Consider the following 19,489-nt stretch of genomic DNA (forward strand, 5'->3'; position numbering starts at 1 on the left):
ATGACTGACACGGTCAACATCACGATCGACGGCACGCACCTCGAGGTTGAGAAGGGCACGCCGATCATCCGTGCCGCCGAGCGGGCCGGCGTGCGCATCCCGCGTTTCTGCGACCACCCGCTGCTGTCGCCGTCGGCGAACTGCCGCCAGTGCCTGGTGGAGGTGGCCGCGCCCGGCCGCGACGGCGTGGTCCGCCCCATGCCCAAGCCCCAGCCCGCCTGCGCCACCGCCGTCTCCGACGGCATGGAGGTCTCCACCCAGGCCACCAGCCCGATGGCCGCCAAGGCGCAGGCCGGCAACATGGAGTTCCTCCTGATCAACCACCCGCTGGACTGCCCGGTGTGCGACAAGGGCGGCGAGTGCCCCCTGCAGAACCAGGCGCTGGAACTCATGGCGACCGGCGCCCAGGCGGTCACCCGTTTCACCGACGTCAAGCGCACCTTCCCCAAGCCGCTGCGCCTGACCAGCAACATTCTGCTGGACCGCGACCGCTGCATCCTGTGCCAGCGCTGCGTGCGCTTCGCCGACCAGATCGCCGGCGACCGCTTCATCACCCTGCAGGGGCGCGGCGCCGGCCACGCGGGCGGCGAGATCACCGGCGGGCTCTACTCCGAGCAGATCGGGCGCTTCGACGCGGGCGTGCTCGACTTCCACAACCCCGAAGCCACCGCGCCCACCCAGACCGTGCGCGGCGGCGAGCACCTGGTGACCGAGGACGACCTCACCGGCCCGGGCGGGCAGCCCGGCGTCGTCGACGGCACCGTCTACGGGCCCGGCACGCTCGGCGGAGCCGAGGAGCTGGACGTCTCCGGGCGCCCCTTCGCCTCCTACTTCTCCGGCAACATCATCCAGATCTGCCCGGTGGGCGCCCTGACCAGCGCCCGCTACCGGTTCCGGGCCCGCCCCGACGACCTGGTGTCCACCGACACGGTCACCGAGCACGACGCCTCCGGCTCCGCCCTGCGCGTGGACATGCGCCGCGGCGTGGTGCTGCGCCGCCTGGCCGGCAACGACCCGGAGGTCAACGAGGAGTGGATCACCGACAAGGACCGCTTCGCCTTCCCCTGGTCCACCCTGGAGGACCGGCTGGACGTGCCGCTCGTGCGCGACGAGAACACCGGTGAGCTGGTGCCCACCTCCTGGTCCGACGCCCTGGACGTGGCCGCCCGCGGCCTGACCGCCGCCCGCGCCGACGGCGGGGTGGGGCTCCTGCCGGGCGCCCGCCTGACCCTGGAGGACGGCTGGGCCTGGTCCCGGTTCGCCCGCACCGTGCTGGGCACCAACGACATCGATCAGCGCGTGCGCGACCATTCCCCCGAGGAGGACTCCTTCCTCGCCGCCCGCGTGGCCGGCACCGGCCTGGGCGCGGTCACCTACCGGTCGCTGGAGAGCGCCGGCCAGGTGCTGCTGATCGCCCTGGAGCCCGAGGACGAATGCGGCTCGCTGTTCCTGCGGCTGCGCAAGGGGGTGCGTGCCGGCGGCGTCAAGGTCGCCACCGTCGCGAACCTCGCCTCGGCCGGCTCGCGCAAGCTCGACGCCGACGTCATCCTCGCCGCCCCCGGCACCGAGGCCCGCGCCGTCGCCCTGCTGTCCCAGACCCACCCGGAGCTGACCCGGGCCCTGGGCGAGGACGGCGCCACCATCCTGGTGGGGGAGCGGGCCGCCGCCGTACCCGGCCTGCTGTCCGTGGTGGACACGCTCGCCAAAGCCACCGGCGCCCGCCTGGCCTGGGTGCCGCGCCGCGCCGGTGAGCGCGGCGGCATCGAGGTCGGCCTGCTGCCGCACCTGCTGCCCGGCGGCCGCCCCGTCGCCGACCCCGCCGCCCGCGCCGAGGTCCAGCAGCTGTGGGCGCCCGGCGGCGGCCTGAACGCCCCCGACCCGCTGCCCGCGCAGCCGGGCCGGGACGCCACCGCCATCCTGGACGCCCTCGCCGACGGCGAGCTCGGCGGCGTCGTGATCGGCGGCGTCGACCTGCGCGACTTCCCCGACCCGGGCCTGGCCCGCACCGCCCTGGCCGCCTCCGGCTTCACCGTGCAGCTGGAGGTGCGCCGCAGCGAAGTCAGCGAGCACGCCGACGTGGTGCTGCCGGTGGCGCCGCCCGTGGAGAAGAACGGCACCTTCGTCAACTGGGAGGGGCGCGTGCGCCCCTTCGGGCAGGCCCACGTCTCCCGCGCCCGCACCGACCGGCAGGTGCTGGCCGCGCTCGCCGCCGAGATGGGCACCGACCTGGGGGTGGACACGCTGGAGGACGTGCACGCGCAGGTGGCCGCGCTGGGCCTGTGGGCCGGAGCGCGCCCAAGCGTCACCTTCAGCCCGCAGGCGCAGCCCGCCCCGGCCGCGACGGAGGCGGCGGACCAGCCGGGCCGCTCCACGGTCTCCGGCCTGGACGCCGTCCTGGCCACCCACAAGCCGATGCTCGACTCCGGCCGCCTGCAGGACGGTGAGCCCTTCCTGGCCGCCACCGCCCTGCGCCCCGTCGCCCGCGTGGGCGCCGACCTGGCCGCCCGCCTGCACCTGACCGGCGGCGAAAGCGTCGCCGTGACCGGCCCGGCCGGCACCATCACGCTGCCTGCCGCCATCGGCAACGTCCCCGACGGGACCGTCTGGCTGCCGGAGTGCTCGCCCGGCTCCACGGTCCGCCAGAGCCTCGGCGTCGGCCACGGCGCCGGCGTCTCCCTCTCGCTCACCACTGTGGACAGCCCGGAGGTGGCCCAGTGAATCCGCTCAGTGTTTCCGCTATCCCCGCCGCCCTGCCGGCGGCACTCGCCGCCCAGGGGGGTGTGGTGGCCGACTTCTCCGACGAGACCTGGTGGCTGACCCTCATCAAGGCCGTCTTCATCATCGTCTTCCTGATCCTCAGCGTGATCGTCGCGATCTGGGCCGAGCGCCGCATCCTGGGGCGCATCCAGACCCGCCCCGGCCCGAACGTCAACGGTCCGCTCGGCCTGCCGCAGCTGATCGCCGACGCCGCCAAGCTGATCATGAAGGAGGACTTCTGGCTCAAGGGCGCCGAGAAGTTCATCTACGTCCTGGGGCCGGTCATCGCCGCCTTCACCGCCTTCATGATCTACGCGGTCATCCCCTTCGGGCCGCAGGTGAGCATGTTCGGCCACTCCACCCCGCTGCAGCTGACGGACTTCCCCGTAGCCATTCTGTACGTGCTGGCCATCACCGGTTTCGGCGTGTACGGCATCATCCTCGGCGGCTGGTCCACGCACTCCACCTACCCGCTGTTCGGCGCCGTCCGCTCGGCCGCCCAGGTCATCTCCTACGAGCTGAGCATGAGCCTGTCGATCCTGACGGTCTTCCTGGCCTCGGGCACCATGTCCACCTCCGGGATCGTCGCCGCCCAGGAGCGCCTGTGGTGGGGACTGGCCATGATCCCCAGCCTGCTGATCTATCTGGTCTCCATGGTCGGAGAGCTCAACCGGCTGCCCTTCGACCTGCCCGAGGGCGAGGGCGAGCTCGTCGCCGGGCACATGGTGGAGTACTCCTCGATGAAGTTCGCCTGGTACTACCTGGGCGAGTACCTGAACATGCTCAACGTTTCGGCCGTGTGCACCACCCTGTTCCTGGGCGGGTGGCGCTCCTTCATCCTGGCCAGCTTCTGGGACGGCGCCAACTCCGGCTGGTGGCCGATGCTGTGGTTCCTGGCCAAGGTGTGGTGCGTGATGTTCCTGCTCATCTGGACCCGCGGCACGCTGGTGCGCATCCGCTACGACCACTTCATGAAGCTCGGCTGGAAGTTCCTCATCCCCGTCTCCCTGGTGTGGTTCGTACTGGTCGCGATCGTCCAGGGCTACCGGGCCTTCTCCGGCGGCTCCACTCAGGGGCTGCTGCTCGTGCTGGCCGCCATCTTCCTGGTGGCCATGATCATCCTGCTGGTCCTGCCCGAGAGGGAGGAAGAGGAAGAGGCAACCACCGCCGCGGCCGGCGTGGACATCACCGTGCCGGGCGAGGAACTGGACGCCTTCGCCGGCGGCTTCCCCGTCCCGCCGCTGCCCGGCCAGCAACTGCCGCCCTCGCCGCGTTCCCGCCGCGCCGCGCAGACGGCCGCCCCCGTGCACGACGCCGCCAGTGACCTGGCGATTGCGGGCGCCACGACCACCGACTCCGACGTCACCGTTCAGGAGGAAACCGATGACTGACCCCACACCCCAGGCCCCCCGGGGTCGGGAGGGCACCGACCACGACCAGTGGCTGCGCGACGAGCCCAGCGCCCTGGGACGCGTGTTCGCCCCCGTCGCCGGCTACGGGGTGACGCTCTCCTCCATCTTCAAGCCCACGGTCACCGAGCTGTACCCCTTCGAGAAGCCGGTGCTCATGCCCCGCTACCACGGGCGGCACCAGCTCAACCGGTACGACGACGGCCTGGAGAAGTGCGTCGGCTGCGAGCTGTGCGCCTGGGCCTGCCCCGCCGACGCCATCTACGTGGAGGCCGCCAGCAACACCCCCGAGGCGCAGTACTCGCCCGGCGAGCGCTACGGGCGCGTCTACCAGATCAACTACCTGCGCTGCATCTTCTGCGGCATGTGCATCGAGGCCTGCCCCACCCGCGCGCTGACCATGACCCACGAGATCGATGAACTGGTCGGCCCAAACCGCACCGGCCTGATCTACGAGAAGCAGGACCTGCTGGCGCCCGTCCCCGACGGCGCCCTGGCCGCCCCCCACCCCATGGTCGAGGGCACCGAGGACGCCGACTACTACCGGGGCGCCGTCACCGGCCCCACCCAGGGCCAGGCCGACTGGGTGCGCGCACACCGCCCCGACGACCCGACCCTCGCCACCGCCCGCCCGGTCCCCGCGCCCCAGAAGGAGGCGGTGCACTCATGACGCCCGCCATTGCGGCCGCATCCGCCCTGCCCGCCACGCTCACCGCCTCCGGCACCGTCTCGGGCGGCGAGGCGATCCTGTTCGTCGTCGTCGCCTTCATCACCGTCGGCTGCGGCATCGGCCTGTTGACCGCCAGGCGGGCCGTGATCGCCGCCGTGAGCATGATCATGATCATGCTCGGCCTGGCGGTGCTGTACATCGCCGGCGAGGCGCCCTTCCTGGGCATCACCCAGGTGGTCGTCTACACCGGCGCCGTCATGACCCTGGTGCTGTTCGTCATCATGATGGTCGGCGTGGGCGGCGACGAGCCCATCGCCGCCCACTCCACCGCCACGAAGGGCCTGGCCGCCCTCTTCGGCGCCGGCCTGATCGTGGTGCTCTCCGCCGTCGTGTGGCGCACCGTCTTCCCGGCCGCCGCCGGCCTGGCCGACGGCGACGATGCCACTCCCCAGACGCTGGCCGCCGTGCTGTTCGGCGACCACGTCGTCACCATGGAGCTGACCGGCCTCCTGCTGATCATCGCCGCCGTCGGGGCGCTGACCCTGACCCACCGGCAGCGTGTGCGCCCCCGCCTGACCCAGCGCGACCGGGTGGAAGCCAAGATGCGCGCCTACGCCGAAACCGGCGCCCACCCCGGCCAGAAGCCCATGCCCGGCGTCTACGCCGCCACCAACACCGCCGCCGCCCCCGCCCTGGCCGCCTCCGGCGAGGCCCTGGAGGAGTCCATTCCCCGGGTGCTGCGCGTGCGCGGGCAGGACCTGGAACTGTCCGATGTCTCCCCGGAGATGGGAGCGGCCCAGCGCGCCGGCCGGATCACCAGCCGCGAGGACGCGAGCGTGGGCCGTTCCGGCATGCCGGCGATGCCCGGCGCGCCCGCCCCGGACGTCGTCCAACCCCTGGCCCCGGCCGAGGCGCCGGCGGACGTCGCCGACGAACCGGCAGACCCGGCCGACCCGGCCCAGAAGGAGGAGCACAAGTGAGCGTCCCCATCACCGCCTACGTCGTGCTGGCCGGGGTGCTGTTCACCCTCGGCGCCCTGACCGTGCTGCTGCGACGCAACGCCATCATCGAGCTGATGGGCGTGGAGCTCATGCTCAACGCCGTCAACCTGGTCCTGGTCACCTTCTCCCGCCTGTACGGGGACCTGACCGGGCAGGTGTTCGCCTTCTTCGTCATGGTGGTGGCCGCCGCCGAGGTCGTGGTCGGGCTGAGCATCATCGTGTCCATCTTCCGCACCCGCAGGTCCACGTCCGTCGACGACTTGAACCTGCTCAAGCACTGAAGGAGCCCGAGACCATGACCGCATCCCCTCTCGTGCTCTCCACCTGCCTGCTGGCCGCCGAGTCCGTCGTCGGGGCCGCCGCCCCGGCCACCGGCGCCGCCGCACTGGCCTGGCTGCTGATCGCCGTGCCCGCCGCCTCGGCCGCCATCCTGCTGCTGGCGGGCCGGGCCGCCGACGCCTGGGGCCACTGGCTGGGCGTGGCCGCATCGCTCTTCAGCGCCGTCCTGGGGCTGATCATCCTCGCGCAGGTGCTCGGCCTGGACGCCGCCGGCCGGGTCCTGGGCGTACCACTGTGGCGCTGGTTCGGCGCCGGCGACCTGAACGTGCAACTGGGCCTGCGCCTGGACCCGCTGTCACTGACCTTCGTGGCACTGGTGACCTGTGTCGGCTTCCTCATCCACGTCTACTCGGTGGCCTACATGGCCCACGACCGGGACCGCCGCCGCTTCTTCGCCTACCTGAACTTCTTCATCGCCGCCATGCTCACCCTGGTGCTCGGCGACTCCTACATCGCCCTGTTCATCGGCTGGGAGGGCGTGGGCTTGGCCTCCTACCTGCTCATCGGCTTCTGGAACACCGCCGACGCCGACGCCCCCCAGGCGGAGCAGTTCACCAGCCGGGAGAACGCGGCCGCCGCCAAGAAGGCCTTCATCATGAACCGCATCGGCGATGTGGGCCTGCTGCTGGCCATGATGGCCTGCATCGCCCAGGTCGGCTCGGTCGCCTACGACGCGGTGCTGCCCGCCGCCCAGGAGGGGGCCATCTCCACCGGCTGGCTGACCGCCATCGGCTTCTTCCTGCTGCTGGCCGCCTGCGGTAAGTCCGCCCAGTTCCCGCTACAGGCCTGGCTGGGCGACGCCATGGCCGGCCCCACCCCGGTGTCCGCGCTGATTCACGCCGCCACCATGGTCACCGCCGGCGTCTACCTGATCGTCCGCTCCGGCGCCGTCTTCGAGGGCGCCCCCGACGCCCAGCTGGCCGTCGCCGTCGTCGGAGCCATCACCCTGGCCCTGGGAGCCATCATCGGCTGCGCCAAGGACGACATGAAGAAGGTGCTGGCCGCCTCCACCATGAGCCAGATCGGCTACATGATGCTGGGGGCCGGCCTCGGCCCGATCGGCTACGCCTTCGCCATCTTCCACCTGCTCACCCACGGCTTCTTCAAGGCGCAGCTGTTCCTCGGCGCCGGCAGCGTCATGCACGCCATGAGCGACCAGGTGAACATGCGCCGCTTCGGCGGCCTGCACCGCGCCATGAAGCTCACCTGGATCACCATGGGCATCGGCTGGCTCGCCATCATGGGCATTCCACCCTTCTCCGGCTTCTGGTCCAAGGACAAGATCATCGAGGCGGCCTTCGTCGGCGACGGCGCCCGCCCCTGGATCCTGGGCACCATCGCCCTGCTGGGGGCGGGACTCACCGCCTTCTACATGTCGCGGCTGTTCTTCATGATCTTCCACGGCACTCCCCGCTGGACCACGGCCAAGGACATTGAGGGCGAGGTCCACCCGCACGAGTCCGGCTGGCTGATGACCCTGCCGCTGATCGTCCTGTCGGTCTTCTCCGTCGGCCTGGGCTGGGCGCTGAGCATCGGCGACACCTTCGTCACCTGGCTGGAGCCCGTCACCGGGCAGGCGGGCGCGCACGGCGAGCCGGTTCTCCCGGCCACCGTCATCATGGTCGCCACCCTCGCCCTGGTGATCGTCGGCGCCGTCGTCGCCTGGGCCATGTACGTGCGCCGCGCGGTGCCCACGGTGGTGCAGCGCTCCAACGTGGTGGTGGAGGCCGCCCGCCACGACATGTACCAGGACACCATCAACGAGGCTGTTGCCATGCGGCCCGGCCAGGGACTCGTCCTGGCGGCCGGAGCCACGGACCACTACGTCGTCGACGGCGCCGTCGAGGGGCTCGCCAAGGGCACCGCGGCGCTGGGCCGGCTCACCGCCCGCACCGAGTCCGGCAGCGTCCGCTCCTACGCCGGCTACATGCTCGGCGGAACGGTGCTCGCACTCATCGCCGTCCTGGCCGGCAGGTTCTGAGAGGACACGACAAGCCCATGAATGCAACGTTCCCCGTACTGACCACCATGGCCATCGTCCCGCTGGCCGGGGCACTGCTGCTGTGGCTCGTGCCGCCGCTGCGACGCCAGGGCCGGGTCATCGGCCTGCTGTTCGCCCTGGCCACCCTCGGCGTGGGCATCTGGACGCTTGCCCGCTTCGACTTCTCCCAGGCCGGCGCCATCCAGCTGACCGAGACCCACTCCTGGATTCCGATGCTGGGCGTGTCCTGGGCGCTGGGCGTCAACGGCCTCGGCCTGGCCATGCTGCTGCTGACCGCCTTCCTGGTGCCGCTGGTGCTACTGGCCAGCTGGGGTGAGATCCCCGCCGACCAGCAGGGCCTGTTCAGCGGCCTGGTGCTGGTGCTGGAGGCCTTCGTGGTGGTCATCTTCGCCGCCCGCGACGTCTTCCTGTTCTACATCTGCTTCGAGGCCATGCTGGTGCCGGTGTACTTCCTGATCGGCCGCTTCGGCGGTGAGCGCCGCCGCCGCGCCGCTCTGAAGTTCCTGCTGTACTCCCTGGCCGGCGGACTGATCATGCTGGTCGGCGTGGTGGCCCTGTACGTGTACGGGCCGCGCGGCGAGGGCGCCTACCTGGTTGAGAACCTGGTCGGCCAGATCACCGCCTCCACCACGGCCGGCCGCTGGATCTTCGCGTCCTTCTTCATCGCCTTCGCCATCAAGGCGCCGATGGTGCCGGTGCACACCTGGTTGCCGGACACCGCCGAGCAGGCCACTCCGGGAACCTCCGTGCTGCTGATCGGCGTGCTGGACAAGATCGGCACCTACGGCATGGCCGCCCTGGTACTGCCCCTGTTCCCGCGTGAATCCGCCTGGGCCGCCCCGGTGATCCTGGTGCTGGCCGTCGTCGGCATCATCTACGGCGGCCTGGCCGCCATCGCGCAGGACAACCTCTACCGGCTGATCTCCTACACCTCCATCAGCCACTTCGGCTTCATGGTGCTGGGCCTGTTCGTCGGCAGCCAGATCGCCGCCACCGGCGCCATGGTCTACATGGTCGCCCACGGGCTGTCGATCGCCGGGCTGTACCTGGTCAGCGGCTTCCTCGCCCGCCGCACGGGCACCGTGGCCATCAGTGAACTCGGCGGCATGCAGCGCGTCATGCCGCTGATCGCCGGCACCTTCCTCATCTCCGGCCTGGCCTCCATCGCCCTGCCGGGCCTGAGCGGCTTCGTGCCGGAGTGGATGGTGCTGACCGGCACCTTCTCGAAGTCGGTGCCGCTCGGCGTCGTCGCCGTGCTCGGCGTCATCATCGCCGCCGTGTACGTGCTGCTGCCCTACCAGCGGGTGTTCACCGGCGCCCCCGCCCGTGAGCGGGTGGGCAGCGCCGACCTGGACGGACGCGAGAAGCTGGTCCTGGTTCCGGTGATCGCCGCCATGCTCGCCGTCGGGTTGGCACCCGCACCGCTGACAGACGCCTTCGAGGACGTCGCCGGCCAGGTCGCCGCCGCCGTGGAAGCCCCCGGCGAGACCGCCGCTCTGGCCACCGTGCCCACCGCCCCGGCCGACCCCGCTGTCGCCGTCGTGATCGCAGAAGGGAACACCAAGTGAGCTTCACCGCCCCGGTCATTGAATGGGCCGGCCTCACCCCGGTACTGATCATTCTGGGCGCGGGCGTCGTCGGCGTCCTCGTGGAGGCCTTCGTGCCCCGTAGCGTCCGCCCGGCCGTCCAGGCCCTCCTTAGCCTGCTGGCCATCCTCGCCTCCGCCGTCGCCCTGGCGGGCCGCTGGAGTGTTGTCGTGGCTGCCGGCAGCGGGCGGGAGCTGACCACCGGCATCGCCGAAGACCCCTTCGGTGTGGCCGCCCAGGGCATTCTGCTGGCCATCGGCCTGCTGGCCGTCCTGGTCATGGCCGACCGCACCACCGCCGACGACGGCGCCTTCGCCGCCCAGGCCGCCGACCGGCCCGGCAGCGCCGAGGAGGAGGAATCCATCCACGCCGGCTGGGTCGCCACCGAGATGTTCCCCCTGACCCTGTTCTCGCTGGGCGGCATGATGCTGTTCCCGCTGGCAAACGGCATGATCACCCTGTTCGTCGCCCTGGAGCTGGTGTCGCTGCCGCTGTACATCATGGCGGCCATGGCCCGCCACCGCCGCCTGCTCAGCCAGGAGGCCGCCCTGAAGTACTTCGTGCTGGGCGCCTTCTCCTCCGCCTTCCTGCTCATGGGCGCCGCCTTCCTATACGGCGTGTCCGACTCCGTGGCGTACAGCGACATTGCCGCGGCCATCGGCGGTGGGGGAGTGGCCGGCATGGACTGGCTGGCGCTGGCCGGGGTCGCCCTGGTCACCATCGGGCTGCTGTTCAAGACCGCTGCCGCCCCCTTCCACGCCTGGAGCCCCGACGTCTACCAGGGGGCACCGACCCCCGTGACCGGCTTCATGGCGGCGGGGGTCAAGGCCACCGCCTTCCTCGCCCTGGTGCGCTTCTACTACGTGCTCGGCGGGACGCTCGGCTGGGACCTGGCCCCCTTCCTGTGGACCGTCGCCATCCTGACCATGGCCGTGGGCACCGTCGTCGGCGTCATCCAGAAGGACGTCAAGCGCATGTTCGCCTACTCGGCCATCGCCCACGCCGGCTACATGCTCATCGGCATCATCGCCTGGAACGGGGTGGGCGTGAGCGCCCTGCTGCTGTACGCGCTCACCTACGGCATCGCGACCGTCGGCGCTTTCGGCATCATCGGCCTGGTGCGCACCAGCCACGACGGTGCCCCCGGTGCCGAAGCCAATGACCTGGAGGCCTTCACCGGCCTGGGCCGCCGCAGCCCCTGGCTGGCCGGCGCCATGACCGTGTTCCTGCTGTCCTTCGCCGGGATCCCGCTGACCGCCGGATTCATGGCCAAGTTCGAGGTGTTCATCGCCGGCATCGCCGGTGGGGCCACCTGGCTGGTGATCGTCGCCATCGTCAGTTCCGTGGCCACGGCCTTCTTCTACATGCGGTTGATCGTGCTCATGTTCTTCCGGGAGCCCGACGGCGACCGCGTGGTCGTGGTCGGCTCGATGGGCCCGGCCGCGTTGACGATCGGTCTGGCGGCCGCCGCCACCGTCCTGATCGGCGTGCTGCCGCAGGCCGTGGTCCGCTCGCTGGCGGACGCCGCTATGCTCCTGCCGTGATTGGAACGCTGCCACTCAGCCTGCCGCAGCTCGAAGACCGGATTGTTCCGGAGCTCGAGACCGTCGAGACGCGCCTGCTTGAGGTCGTCAGCAGCGCTGACGCGACCATCAACCCGCCGACCTCCCACCTGGCGGCGGCCGGTGGGAAGCGGCTGCGCCCGGTGCTGACGCTGCTGACCGCCCAACTGGGCGACCCGGAGTTGGCCACGGGCGAGCAGGTGCGAGACGCCGGCGTTGCGGTAGAGCTGACCCACATCGCCACCCTGTACCACGACGACGTCATGGACGAGGCCCCGCTGCGGCGCGGCGCCCCGAGCGCACAGACCGTATGGGGCAACTCCGCCGCCATCCTCGCCGGCGACGTGCTGGTGGCGCGCGCCTCCCAGCTGGTGGCGGCGCTGGGACCGCAGGCGGTGCTGGCCCACTCCAAGACCTTTGAGCGGCTGTGCATGGGGCAGCTGCACGAGACCCTGCCGCGCCCCGCGGGCACCGATCCGGTGGCGCACTACCTGCAGGTGTTGGCGGACAAGACCGGTTCGCTGATCGCGGTCTCGGCCCGTTACGGTGCCATGCTGACCCGGGCGGGGGAGGCTACCGAGGCGATCGTGGAGGCCTTCGGGGAGAAGATCGGCGTGGCCTTCCAGCTGGCCGACGACTGCATCGATCTGACCAGCGACGCCGCCACCACCGGCAAGACACCGGGCACAGACCTGCGGGAGGGCGTGGACACCATGCCGGTGCTGCTGCTGCGCCAGGCGCTTGCCGCCGGCGAGCTCGACGCCGCCGGACAGTCGATCCTGGCGACCCTGTCTAGCGCCGACCTGTCCGACGACGCGGTCCTGTCCGACGTCGTCGCCCAGCTTCGGGTGCACCCGGTGCTGAGCCGCACCCGGGAAATGGCGACGCGCTGGGCGGACCAGGCGATCGCGGTGCTGAACGGACTGGAAGAGGCCGTGCTGGCCGGTACCAAGGATCGTCTGGATGCCACGGGCGTGACCGGACCTGCGCGCGAGTCCGCCCTGGCCGACGCGCGGGAGCGGGCGGCGCTGGTGCACGACGGCATGGAGCAGTTCGCCCATCTGCTGGTGGACCGCGCCGCCTGATCCGTCTCACCGCACGGCCCGCAACGCCCCGCGTGCTCACCGACCTCGGCGAGCGGAGCGGCGGTGGCTGGTCAGGCGGGCGGGATGCACGCCACACCGCGGTCGGCGAACACCCGCATACACTTGGGCCGACCTAAGCGGCGCACCGCCCGGTGCGCGCCGGGGCCACCCACCCGCGGTCACCAGAAATCCCACCCGTTGTAACCAGGAACGAAGAGCAGTGAACGCACGCCCCCTCAATGTCGCCGTCATCGGAGCAGGCCCCGCCGGCATCTACGCCTCGGACATCCTGTCGAAGTCGGGCCTGGACGTGAACATCGACCTGTTCGAGCGCCTTCCCGCCCCTTATGGGCTGGTGCGCTACGGCGTTGCTCCGGACCACCCGCGCATCAAGCAGATCATCGTGGCTCTTTACAAGATCCTCCAGCGCGGCGACATCCGGCTGATCGGCAATGTGGAGGTCGGCCGCGACATCAGCGTCGCCGAGCTGCACGAGCACTACGACGCCCTGATCTTTTCCACCGGCGCCGACACCGACGCCCCCCTGGACATCCCCGGGATTGACGCGCCCGAGTCATACGGCGGCGCCGACTTCGTCTCCTGGTACGACGGTCACCCCGACCACCCGCGCAGCTGGCCGCTGGAGGCCCAGCAGGTCGCTGTTATCGGTGTCGGCAACGTCGCCCTGGACATCTCCCGCATCCTGGCCAAGCACGTGGAGGACCTGATGACCACGGAGATCCCGGCGAATGTGGCCGAGACCCTGGCGAAGTCCCCGGTCACCGACGTGCACGTATTCGGTCGCCGCGGCCCCGCCCAGGTGAAGTTCACCCCCCTGGAGCTGCGCGAACTCGGCAAGCAGCCCGACGTGGACGTCACCGTCGACGAGGAGGACTTCGAGTACGACGAGGGCTCCCGCGAGGCCCTGGCCGCCTCCAACCAGCAGCGGCAGGTGGTCAAGGCGCTGGAGAACTACGCCATGCAGGAACCCGAGGAGCTGACCGCCTCCCGCACCATCCACATCCACCTGTTCCAGGCGCCGGCCGCCATTCTCACCGACGACGCCGGGCATGTGCGCGCCCTGCGCACCGAACGCACCCGCCTCAACGGCGACGGCACCGTCTCCGGCACCGGCGAGTTCCGGGACTGGCCGGTGCAGGCCGTCTACCGCGCCGTCGGCTACGCCGGCAGCCCGATCGAGGGCCTGCCCTTCGACGCCGACCGTCACGTGATCCCCAACGCCGGCGGCCGCGTGCTCGGCGATGACGGTGAACCGCTCACCGGCATCTACGCCACCGGCTGGATCCGCCGCGGCCCGGTCGGCCTGATCGGCTCCACCAAGTCCGACGCCCAGGAGACGATCACGAACCTGGTCGCCGACGCCAACGCCGGCCTGCTGCACGCCACCACGGAGGACGAGTCCCAGGTCGGCCACGACGCCGTGCTGGCGCTGCTCGACTCCCGCGACGTGCCCTACACCACCTGGGAGGGCTGGGAGCTGCTGGACGCCTACGAACGCCACCTGGGGGAGGAGTACGGCGAGGTCACCGTCACTGGGGGCGAGTCCAAGCCGCGCGAGCGCGTCAAGGTCGTCGCCCGGGATGCCATGACCGCCATCTCCCGCAGCACCGAGGTGCCCGACGACCTCATCGGCCAGCCGGACCCCGACCGCGTGCCCGAGCGGGTTGCACACCGACTGCAGGACTAACTCGTCGCCGGGGCGGTAGGCTGTGCCGCTCAGGCCTGTTGTCCAGGCGCCAACCAGAGAAAGGCAGCCTCCCATGCGCATCGGCGTCCCCACCGAGGTCAAGGATCACGAGTATCGCGTCGCGCTCACGCCGGCAGGTGTGGACACGTTGGTGCGCCACGGGCATGAGGTGACCGTGCAGGCCGGCGCCGGGCTGGGCGCCGGCATCACCGATGCGGATTACCTCGACGCCGGCGCGGACATCGCCGCCGAGGCGGCCGCCGTCTGGGGCGACGCCGAAATGATCCTCAAGGTCAAGGAGCCGGTTCCGGCCGAGTTCGGCTACCTGCGGGACGGCCTACTGCTGTTCACCTATCTGCACCTGGCCGCCGACCGCGCGCTCACCGAGGCCCTGCTGGCGAAGCGGGTCACCGCCGTCGCCTATGAGACGGTCGCCACCGACGACGGCGGTCTGCCGCTGCTCGCCCCCATGTCCGAGATCGCGGGGCGGCTCGGGGCACAGGTCGGCGCAGACGCCCTGCTCGCCCCTAACGGCGGCTCCGGCGTGCTGCTGGGCGGCGCCGCGGGCGTGCGCCGCGGCAACGTCGTCGTCCTCGGCGGTGGCACCGCCGGCCTGGCCGCCGCCCGCGTGGCGGCCGGCATGGGTGCGGACGTCACCGTCATGGACGTCAACCCGGTCCGCATGCGCCAGATCGACGAACTGACCGGCGGGACGGTCCGCACGCGCTTCTCCACCCCGCTGGATGTGGCCGGTGCGGTGGCCGACGCCGACCTCGTCATCGGGGCCGTGCTCGTCCCCGGTTCTCGCACCCCCAGACTGGTGACCCACGCGATGGTCCAGGCGATGCGCCCGGGCTCGGTGCTCGTGGACATCGCCATCGATCAGGGCGGGTGCTTCGAGGACTCCCACGTCACCACCCACTCCGAGCCCACTTACGAGGTGGACGGCAAGATCTTCTACGCCGTCGGCAACATGCCCGGGGCCGTGTCCTACACCTCGACCTACGCACTGACCAACGCGACCCTGCCCTACGCCGTCGCCCTGGCGGACAACGGCTGGCGCGACGCGTGCCGGCAGCGGTCCGACCTCGCCCGCGGCCTGGCCACCCACGCCGGCGCCCTGTACACGGCCGGCGTCGGTCTGGCCCTGGACCTCGACGTCGCCGACGTGGCCACTGTGCTGGCCTGAAGACGGCCCGTTCCCAGCAAGGCCACAGCGAGTGTTCATACACTCGTCGACATGACCAGCACGAACCACCACAACGGACTTAAAACGGCGGTCCTCATGGGGGGACTGTGGGGGTTGCTGCTCCTGATCGGCTGGCTGCTGGCGCGCGGCACCGGCTCGAGCGTATGGCTGCTGCTCATGCCCGCGATCGGGGTAGTGCAGACGGCATACTCCTACTGGAACTCCGACAAGCTTGCGGTGCGCTCCATGGGCGCCATTGAGGTCAGTGAGGCGCAGCAGCCGGTCATGTACGCCGTCGTGCGTGAGCTGTCCACGGCGGCGGGACAGCCCATGCCGCGCCTGTACGTGGCGCCGACCATGAGCCCGAACGCCTTCGCCACCGGCCGTGACCCGCAACATGCCGCCGTTTGCTGCACCCAGGGCATCCTCCAGCTACTCAACCAGCGGGAGCTGCGCGGGGTGCTCGGCCACGAGCTGTCCCACGTGTACAACCGGGACATCCTCACCGGTTCGATCGCCGCCGGCATCGCCGGGGTCATCTCCTCGATCGCCACCGGCATCATGTGGTTCGGCGGGGGCCGGGACCGGCGCGACTCCAACGCGCTCGTCCTGCTCCTGCTGGCGCTGCTGGCTCCGCTGGCGGCCAGCCTGACCCAGTTCGCAGTCTCCCGCACCCGCGAGTACGACGCCGACCACGACGGCGCGGTCCTGACCAACGATCCGCTGGCCCTGGCCAGTGCGCTGCACAAGCTGGAGACGGGCGTGGCCGCCGCGCCCATGCCGCAGGACCCGCGCCTGGAGCCGGTCAGCGCCATGATGATCGCCAACCCCTTCGGCGGGGTGCGAAACCTGTTCGCCACCCACCCGCCGATGGCGCAGCGCATCGCCCGCCTGGAGCGGATGGCCGGCTATTGAATCCGGCTGCAACCCGTTTGGGGGCGGCTGCTCAGGACTGCGGGGCGCCCAGGCAGAAGACGAACTGGTTGTCGCTGAGCAACTTGCTCGTGTCGCCTGCCGTGTCGAACATGAAGGAGGTCAGGTTCCACTTGTACCAGAAGGAGTAGGCGTCCTCATCCACGCCCGCGGCCGTGCAGGCGTCCTCGTCGCCCGCCATCAGCCCCAGGTCGGAGTCGGCGACGTCGGTAAGTGCCTTCAGTACCGGGTAGGTGCCGCTGGTGCACTCCGAAACGGTGGCATCCTGCGTAGCGTCGTCAATGCGCAGGCAGTCGCCCTCCTGAACCTCGATCAACGAAGCGCTCGGGTCCTCGTCAACGCCGATCAGGCATAGATCCTGGTAAGTGGTGGTTGTTCCCGGCACGGTCGTGCAATCTGCACCGGCAGCGGCGGTGACCCTGTAGGCGGCATCCTCAGAGTCACAGTCAGCGACGTAGACGTGGCCCAGTTCCTTCACCTCCGGGTCCTCGATGCACTGCCCGGCGGTGGCCTGTGCTGCCGGGACAGGCCGGTCTTGCGATGCCGCGCTGACGATGATGCCGACGCCGATGCCGGCGGCGACAACGATGGCGGCCACCACAGCAATGACGAGGACTAGGGGACTGCGGCGCTTGCGTTGAGGCTGTTCGGGTTGCATCGGCATCGGGACACCCGGTGTCTGCGCCGCCATGTTGGGCTGCGGCTGATGGGACGGCGCTGGGGCGTGCTTGCTTGGAGGGACGGATCGCTGATCGGGACGGTAAGGGGGCTTAGGTTGCGACATGGCAACGACTGTAGAAGGTGTTCGGTGCTTGTGGGACTAGACGTGGCGCCCGCGTCGCTGTGAGCAGGGTCCTACGGTGGCGATTGGCGCGCGCCGCCGTCGGCTTGCTATCCTTCCACGGCACCGAGCGAGGACGTGAGGCCGTGAGAACGGCCCACGGCGAGCGCGGAGCCCGGCGGGTTGCCCGAGCGGCCAATGGGAGCTGACTGTAAATCAGCCGCAGTATGCTACGGGGGTTCGAATCCCTCACCCGCCACCATGGTTGCGGCGTTTGCGCGCACGCAGTCAGACCCGCCCGCAAGGCGGGGCCGCGGTGAGCGAAGCCACGGCGAACGGAGTTGCATGTGCGAATCCGATCTGCCTAAAGTTCCGCTCGTTGCCCCGATAGCTCAGTCGGTAGAGCGTCTCCATGGTAAGGAGAAGGTCAAGGGTTCGAATCCCTTTCGGGGCTCTGATACTGCGGGGGCCTACGGGCCCCTGACGTGTCATCTGGCGAGGTAGCTCAGCTGGTTAGAGCGCACGACTCATAATCGTGAGGTCGAGGGTTCGAGTCCCTCCCCCGCTACGCAAGTTCGAGCATGGCACCCCAAGGGCCGCTCGAGGATCACTGAGAGGAGAGTTACGTGGCTAAGTCCAGCGACGTTCGCCCCAAGATCACTCTGGCGTGCTCGGAGTGCAAGGAGCGCAACTACATCACCAAGAAGAACCGCCGGAACACCCCGGACCGGCTGTCTCTGTCCAAGTTCTGCCCGCGCTGCGGCAAGCACACGGAGCACCGCGAGACCCGCTGATCATGGCGGCGCCCCGCGCGCACACAGGCCCCGACGACTCCAGGTCGCCGGGGCCTTGCTGTACCCCTACGACGGCGACTCCGGCTGCCGTGACGGCCGCGGACATGGCCGCTGTGATAGCGCGCGTGCTCATGCGCGCAGCGCCGACCCCTGGGCGCGAGGCGGTCGCAACCGCCCGGTCCGCGCCGTGGTCCCGTGCAACCGGCGCGGCGCAGCAGCTCCTGCCCGCAGTCCTGGCACTGGGGCGGCTGAGTGAGCACCTGGTGCGCAGCGGCATCTGCGAATCGGATAGCGCCGGGCAGTGGCCGCCGGAGCGCCCCATGGTGACGGGCGCGGCCGGCCTCATCCATCGCCGCTGTCGGACCACCCCGGTCGGCACCCAGGCTCCCGACGATCGTACGCAGGAGCCGGGTGCCGGCGTCGCCGAGATCGGCCTTCGGCGAACTGCCCGCGGCGGCTGGGAACTGCTGCAGGGGGTGGTCGTCGTCCGCGACGCCGGACCCGCCTGGCCCGCCGGCGCCCGTGTGACCCACGATCTCGCCCGCCGCACACCGCCGACCGCCTCTTCCTTCCGCACCGGTCCGCACCCGCCGGATGTCGACACCGACTCGGTGCCCCGTGACGCCGATACACCCGGGTCCCTAACCCTCACGGCTGCGGATGTGCGCGCCTGGGCCGACGCCACCGGGGACCACAACCCCATCCACCTCCAGCTCGGTGCCGCCCACCGAGCCGGGCTGGCGGTGGGGGAGCAGGAGCTCGTCGCACACGGCTTGCTGCTGGGCGCACTCAGCCTCGCCCTCGCTCCCACGACCGGCGTCGTCGACCTGCGCTTCCCGGTGCCCGCCGCACTGTCGGTCGACGGGGTTGCCCGACTCGGTGTCCTCCCCGCCGGCAGCCTCACCATCGCCGGGCGCACCGTGCTGGTGCGGCGCTGAGCGGACTCAGTGCGCCGGCGCGGACCACAGGTTGGTCCAGGTGACGCCCAGGTGGGCCAGCAGGCGCCGCAGCAGCGGCAGAGAGATGCCCACCACGCCGTGCGGATCCCCCTCGACGCCGTCGATGAAGGCGCCGCCCAGGCCGTCGATGGTGAATGCGCCCGCGCACCACAGAGGCTCCCCGGAGGCGATGTAGGCGTCGATCTCGGCGTCGCTGGGGGAGCCGAAGTGCACGATCGTGGAGGACACGCCCTCGACGGTGGCGGCATCGCGTGCGCGCACCAGGCTGTGACCGGTGTGCAGGGTGCCGCTGCGGCCGCGCATCGTCAGCCAGCGTTCGCGGGCCCGCTGCGCTGTGCCGGGCTTGCCGACCACCGCGCCATCGATCTCCAGCATGGAGTCGCAGCCGACCACCACCAGGTCCGGGTCCGCCTCCGCCGCGGCGGGCGGGAGGGCATCGGCCACGTCCAGCGCCTTGGCCCGCGCCAGCGCCTGCACCTGCTCGGCGGGCGTGGGGGCGGGAGCGTCGGCGGCCGCGTGGGCGTCGGCGAGTTCGGCCAGGACGCGGGGTTCGTCGACGTCCGAGACCCGCACTTGCGGATCGACGCCGGCCGCGCGCAGGGTGGCCAGCCGACCGGTGGACTGAGATGCCAGAACAAGCACGGGCTCAAGCCTAGATGAGTAAGTCAGGGGTGTGGTTCGTGACCGTAGGGCGTAGTACGGGAGCGTCGGGGC

16 protein-coding genes and 3 tRNA genes are annotated in these 19,489 nt (G+C 70.9%); 17 read left to right on the forward strand and 2 right to left on the reverse strand.

The window, feature by feature from the left end; all coding sequences use genetic code 11:
- The 12 genes from BN1056_RS01585 to htpX all read left to right on the forward strand — a co-directional run bounded on the left by BN1056_RS01585 (position 1) and on the right by htpX (position 16,223).
- On the forward strand, positions 1-2,718 hold the full coding sequence (locus tag BN1056_RS01585) for an NADH-quinone oxidoreductase subunit G (protein ID WP_210578517.1): 2,718 nt from the start codon (positions 1-3) through the stop codon (positions 2,716-2,718).
- The gene (gene nuoH, locus BN1056_RS01590) at positions 2,715-4,148 is read left to right on the forward strand and encodes an NADH-quinone oxidoreductase subunit NuoH (protein ID WP_244671452.1); all 1,434 of its coding nucleotides are present in this window, start codon (positions 2,715-2,717) and stop codon (positions 4,146-4,148) included. The genes BN1056_RS01585 and nuoH overlap by 4 nt, the downstream gene beginning before the upstream one ends.
- A complete protein-coding gene (gene nuoI, locus BN1056_RS01595; RefSeq protein ID WP_210578519.1) occupies positions 4,141-4,836 on the forward strand; it encodes an NADH-quinone oxidoreductase subunit NuoI in 696 nt (231 codons plus the stop codon). The genes nuoH and nuoI overlap by 8 nt, the downstream gene beginning before the upstream one ends.
- The gene (locus BN1056_RS01600) at positions 4,833-5,816 is read left to right on the forward strand and encodes an NADH-quinone oxidoreductase subunit J (protein ID WP_210578521.1); all 984 of its coding nucleotides are present in this window, start codon (positions 4,833-4,835) and stop codon (positions 5,814-5,816) included. The genes nuoI and BN1056_RS01600 overlap by 4 nt, the downstream gene beginning before the upstream one ends.
- Positions 5,813-6,118: an NADH-quinone oxidoreductase subunit NuoK gene (nuoK, locus tag BN1056_RS01605; RefSeq protein WP_073330915.1), complete on the forward strand. Its 306-nt coding sequence runs from the start codon at positions 5,813-5,815 to the stop codon at positions 6,116-6,118. Before BN1056_RS01600 ends, nuoK begins: the two co-directional genes overlap by 4 nt.
- Positions 6,119-6,132: 14 nt before the next feature.
- Positions 6,133-8,157: an NADH-quinone oxidoreductase subunit L gene (gene nuoL / locus BN1056_RS01610; RefSeq protein WP_210578522.1), complete on the forward strand. Its 2,025-nt coding sequence runs from the start codon at positions 6,133-6,135 to the stop codon at positions 8,155-8,157.
- A 17-nt stretch (positions 8,158-8,174) separates the two neighbouring features.
- Entirely contained in the window at positions 8,175-9,746 is a 1,572-nt protein-coding gene (locus BN1056_RS01615) for an NADH-quinone oxidoreductase subunit M (protein ID WP_210578523.1), read from the forward strand.
- Entirely contained in the window at positions 9,743-11,308 is a 1,566-nt protein-coding gene (gene nuoN, locus BN1056_RS01620; RefSeq protein WP_210578524.1) for an NADH-quinone oxidoreductase subunit NuoN, read from the forward strand. The genes BN1056_RS01615 and nuoN overlap by 4 nt, the downstream gene beginning before the upstream one ends.
- Positions 11,305-12,411: a polyprenyl synthetase family protein gene (locus BN1056_RS01625; RefSeq protein ID WP_210578525.1), complete on the forward strand. Its 1,107-nt coding sequence runs from the start codon at positions 11,305-11,307 to the stop codon at positions 12,409-12,411. Before nuoN ends, BN1056_RS01625 begins: the two co-directional genes overlap by 4 nt.
- A 220-nt stretch (positions 12,412-12,631) precedes the next feature.
- On the forward strand, positions 12,632-14,119 hold the full coding sequence (locus BN1056_RS01630) for an FAD-dependent oxidoreductase (protein ID WP_210578526.1): 1,488 nt from the start codon (positions 12,632-12,634) through the stop codon (positions 14,117-14,119).
- A gap of 73 nt (positions 14,120-14,192) precedes the next feature.
- Positions 14,193-15,308, forward strand: a complete 1,116-nt coding sequence (ald, locus tag BN1056_RS01635) for an alanine dehydrogenase (protein WP_210578527.1) — start codon at positions 14,193-14,195, stop codon at positions 15,306-15,308.
- A gap of 51 nt (positions 15,309-15,359) precedes the next feature.
- Entirely contained in the window at positions 15,360-16,223 is an 864-nt protein-coding gene (gene htpX / locus BN1056_RS01640) for a zinc metalloprotease HtpX (RefSeq protein WP_210578528.1), read from the forward strand.
- A 31-nt stretch (positions 16,224-16,254) separates the two neighbouring features.
- On the opposite strand, the gene BN1056_RS01645 is transcribed toward htpX, so the two are convergent.
- Entirely contained in the window at positions 16,255-16,905 is a 651-nt protein-coding gene (locus tag BN1056_RS01645) for a hypothetical protein (RefSeq protein ID WP_210578530.1), read from the reverse strand.
- 294 nt (positions 16,906-17,199) lie between these two features.
- Between BN1056_RS01645 and BN1056_RS01650 the strand changes: the two genes are divergently transcribed.
- The 5 genes from BN1056_RS01650 to BN1056_RS01670 all read left to right on the forward strand — a co-directional run bounded on the left by BN1056_RS01650 (position 17,200) and on the right by BN1056_RS01670 (position 18,754).
- Positions 17,200-17,284 (forward strand) — tRNA-Tyr (locus tag BN1056_RS01650).
- 119 nt (positions 17,285-17,403) lie between these two features.
- A tRNA-Thr gene (locus BN1056_RS01655) sits at positions 17,404-17,476 on the forward strand.
- A gap of 40 nt (positions 17,477-17,516) precedes the next feature.
- Positions 17,517-17,590 (forward strand) — tRNA-Met (locus BN1056_RS01660).
- A 58-nt stretch (positions 17,591-17,648) separates the two neighbouring features.
- A complete protein-coding gene (gene rpmG, locus BN1056_RS01665) occupies positions 17,649-17,816 on the forward strand; it encodes a 50S ribosomal protein L33 (protein WP_073330885.1) in 168 nt (55 codons plus the stop codon).
- Between the two features lie 104 nt (positions 17,817-17,920).
- Positions 17,921-18,754 (forward strand): MaoC/PaaZ C-terminal domain-containing protein, encoded by an 834-nt coding sequence (locus BN1056_RS01670; RefSeq protein WP_210578532.1) that lies wholly within the window; start codon positions 17,921-17,923, stop codon positions 18,752-18,754.
- Positions 18,755-18,760: 6 nt separating this feature from the next.
- Here BN1056_RS01670 and BN1056_RS01675 read toward each other — a convergent pair whose 3' ends face one another.
- A complete protein-coding gene (locus BN1056_RS01675; RefSeq protein WP_210578534.1) occupies positions 18,761-19,417 on the reverse strand; it encodes a Maf family protein in 657 nt (218 codons plus the stop codon).
- Between the last annotated feature and the right edge of the window lie 72 nt (positions 19,418-19,489).

Origin of the sequence: Actinomyces succiniciruminis, from assembly GCF_900002405.1 — a bacterium.
GTDB lineage: Bacteria > Actinomycetota > Actinomycetes > Actinomycetales > Actinomycetaceae > Actinomyces > Actinomyces succiniciruminis.

What these genes read in the sequence shown, in the direction of transcription:
- htpX (WP_210578528.1), top strand. Translation starts at nt 15,360, where the DNA reads ATGACCAGCACGAACCACCACAACGGACTTAAAACGGCGGTCCTCATG.
- ald (WP_210578527.1), top strand. Translation starts at nt 14,193, where the DNA reads ATGCGCATCGGCGTCCCCACCGAGGTCAAGGATCACGAGTATCGCGTC.
- nuoL (WP_210578522.1), top strand. Translation starts at nt 6,133, where the DNA reads ATGACCGCATCCCCTCTCGTGCTCTCCACCTGCCTGCTGGCCGCCGAG.
- BN1056_RS01670 (WP_210578532.1), top strand. Translation starts at nt 17,921, where the DNA reads ATGGCCGCTGTGATAGCGCGCGTGCTCATGCGCGCAGCGCCGACCCCT.
- BN1056_RS01645 (WP_210578530.1), bottom strand. Translation starts at nt 16,905, where the DNA reads ATGCCGATGCAACCCGAACAGCCTCAACGCAAGCGCCGCAGTCCCCTA.
- BN1056_RS01585 (WP_210578517.1), top strand. Translation starts at nt 1, where the DNA reads ATGACTGACACGGTCAACATCACGATCGACGGCACGCACCTCGAGGTT.
- BN1056_RS01615 (WP_210578523.1), top strand. Translation starts at nt 8,175, where the DNA reads ATGAATGCAACGTTCCCCGTACTGACCACCATGGCCATCGTCCCGCTG.
- nuoI (WP_210578519.1), top strand. Translation starts at nt 4,141, where the DNA reads ATGACTGACCCCACACCCCAGGCCCCCCGGGGTCGGGAGGGCACCGAC.
- BN1056_RS01600 (WP_210578521.1), top strand. Translation starts at nt 4,833, where the DNA reads ATGACGCCCGCCATTGCGGCCGCATCCGCCCTGCCCGCCACGCTCACC.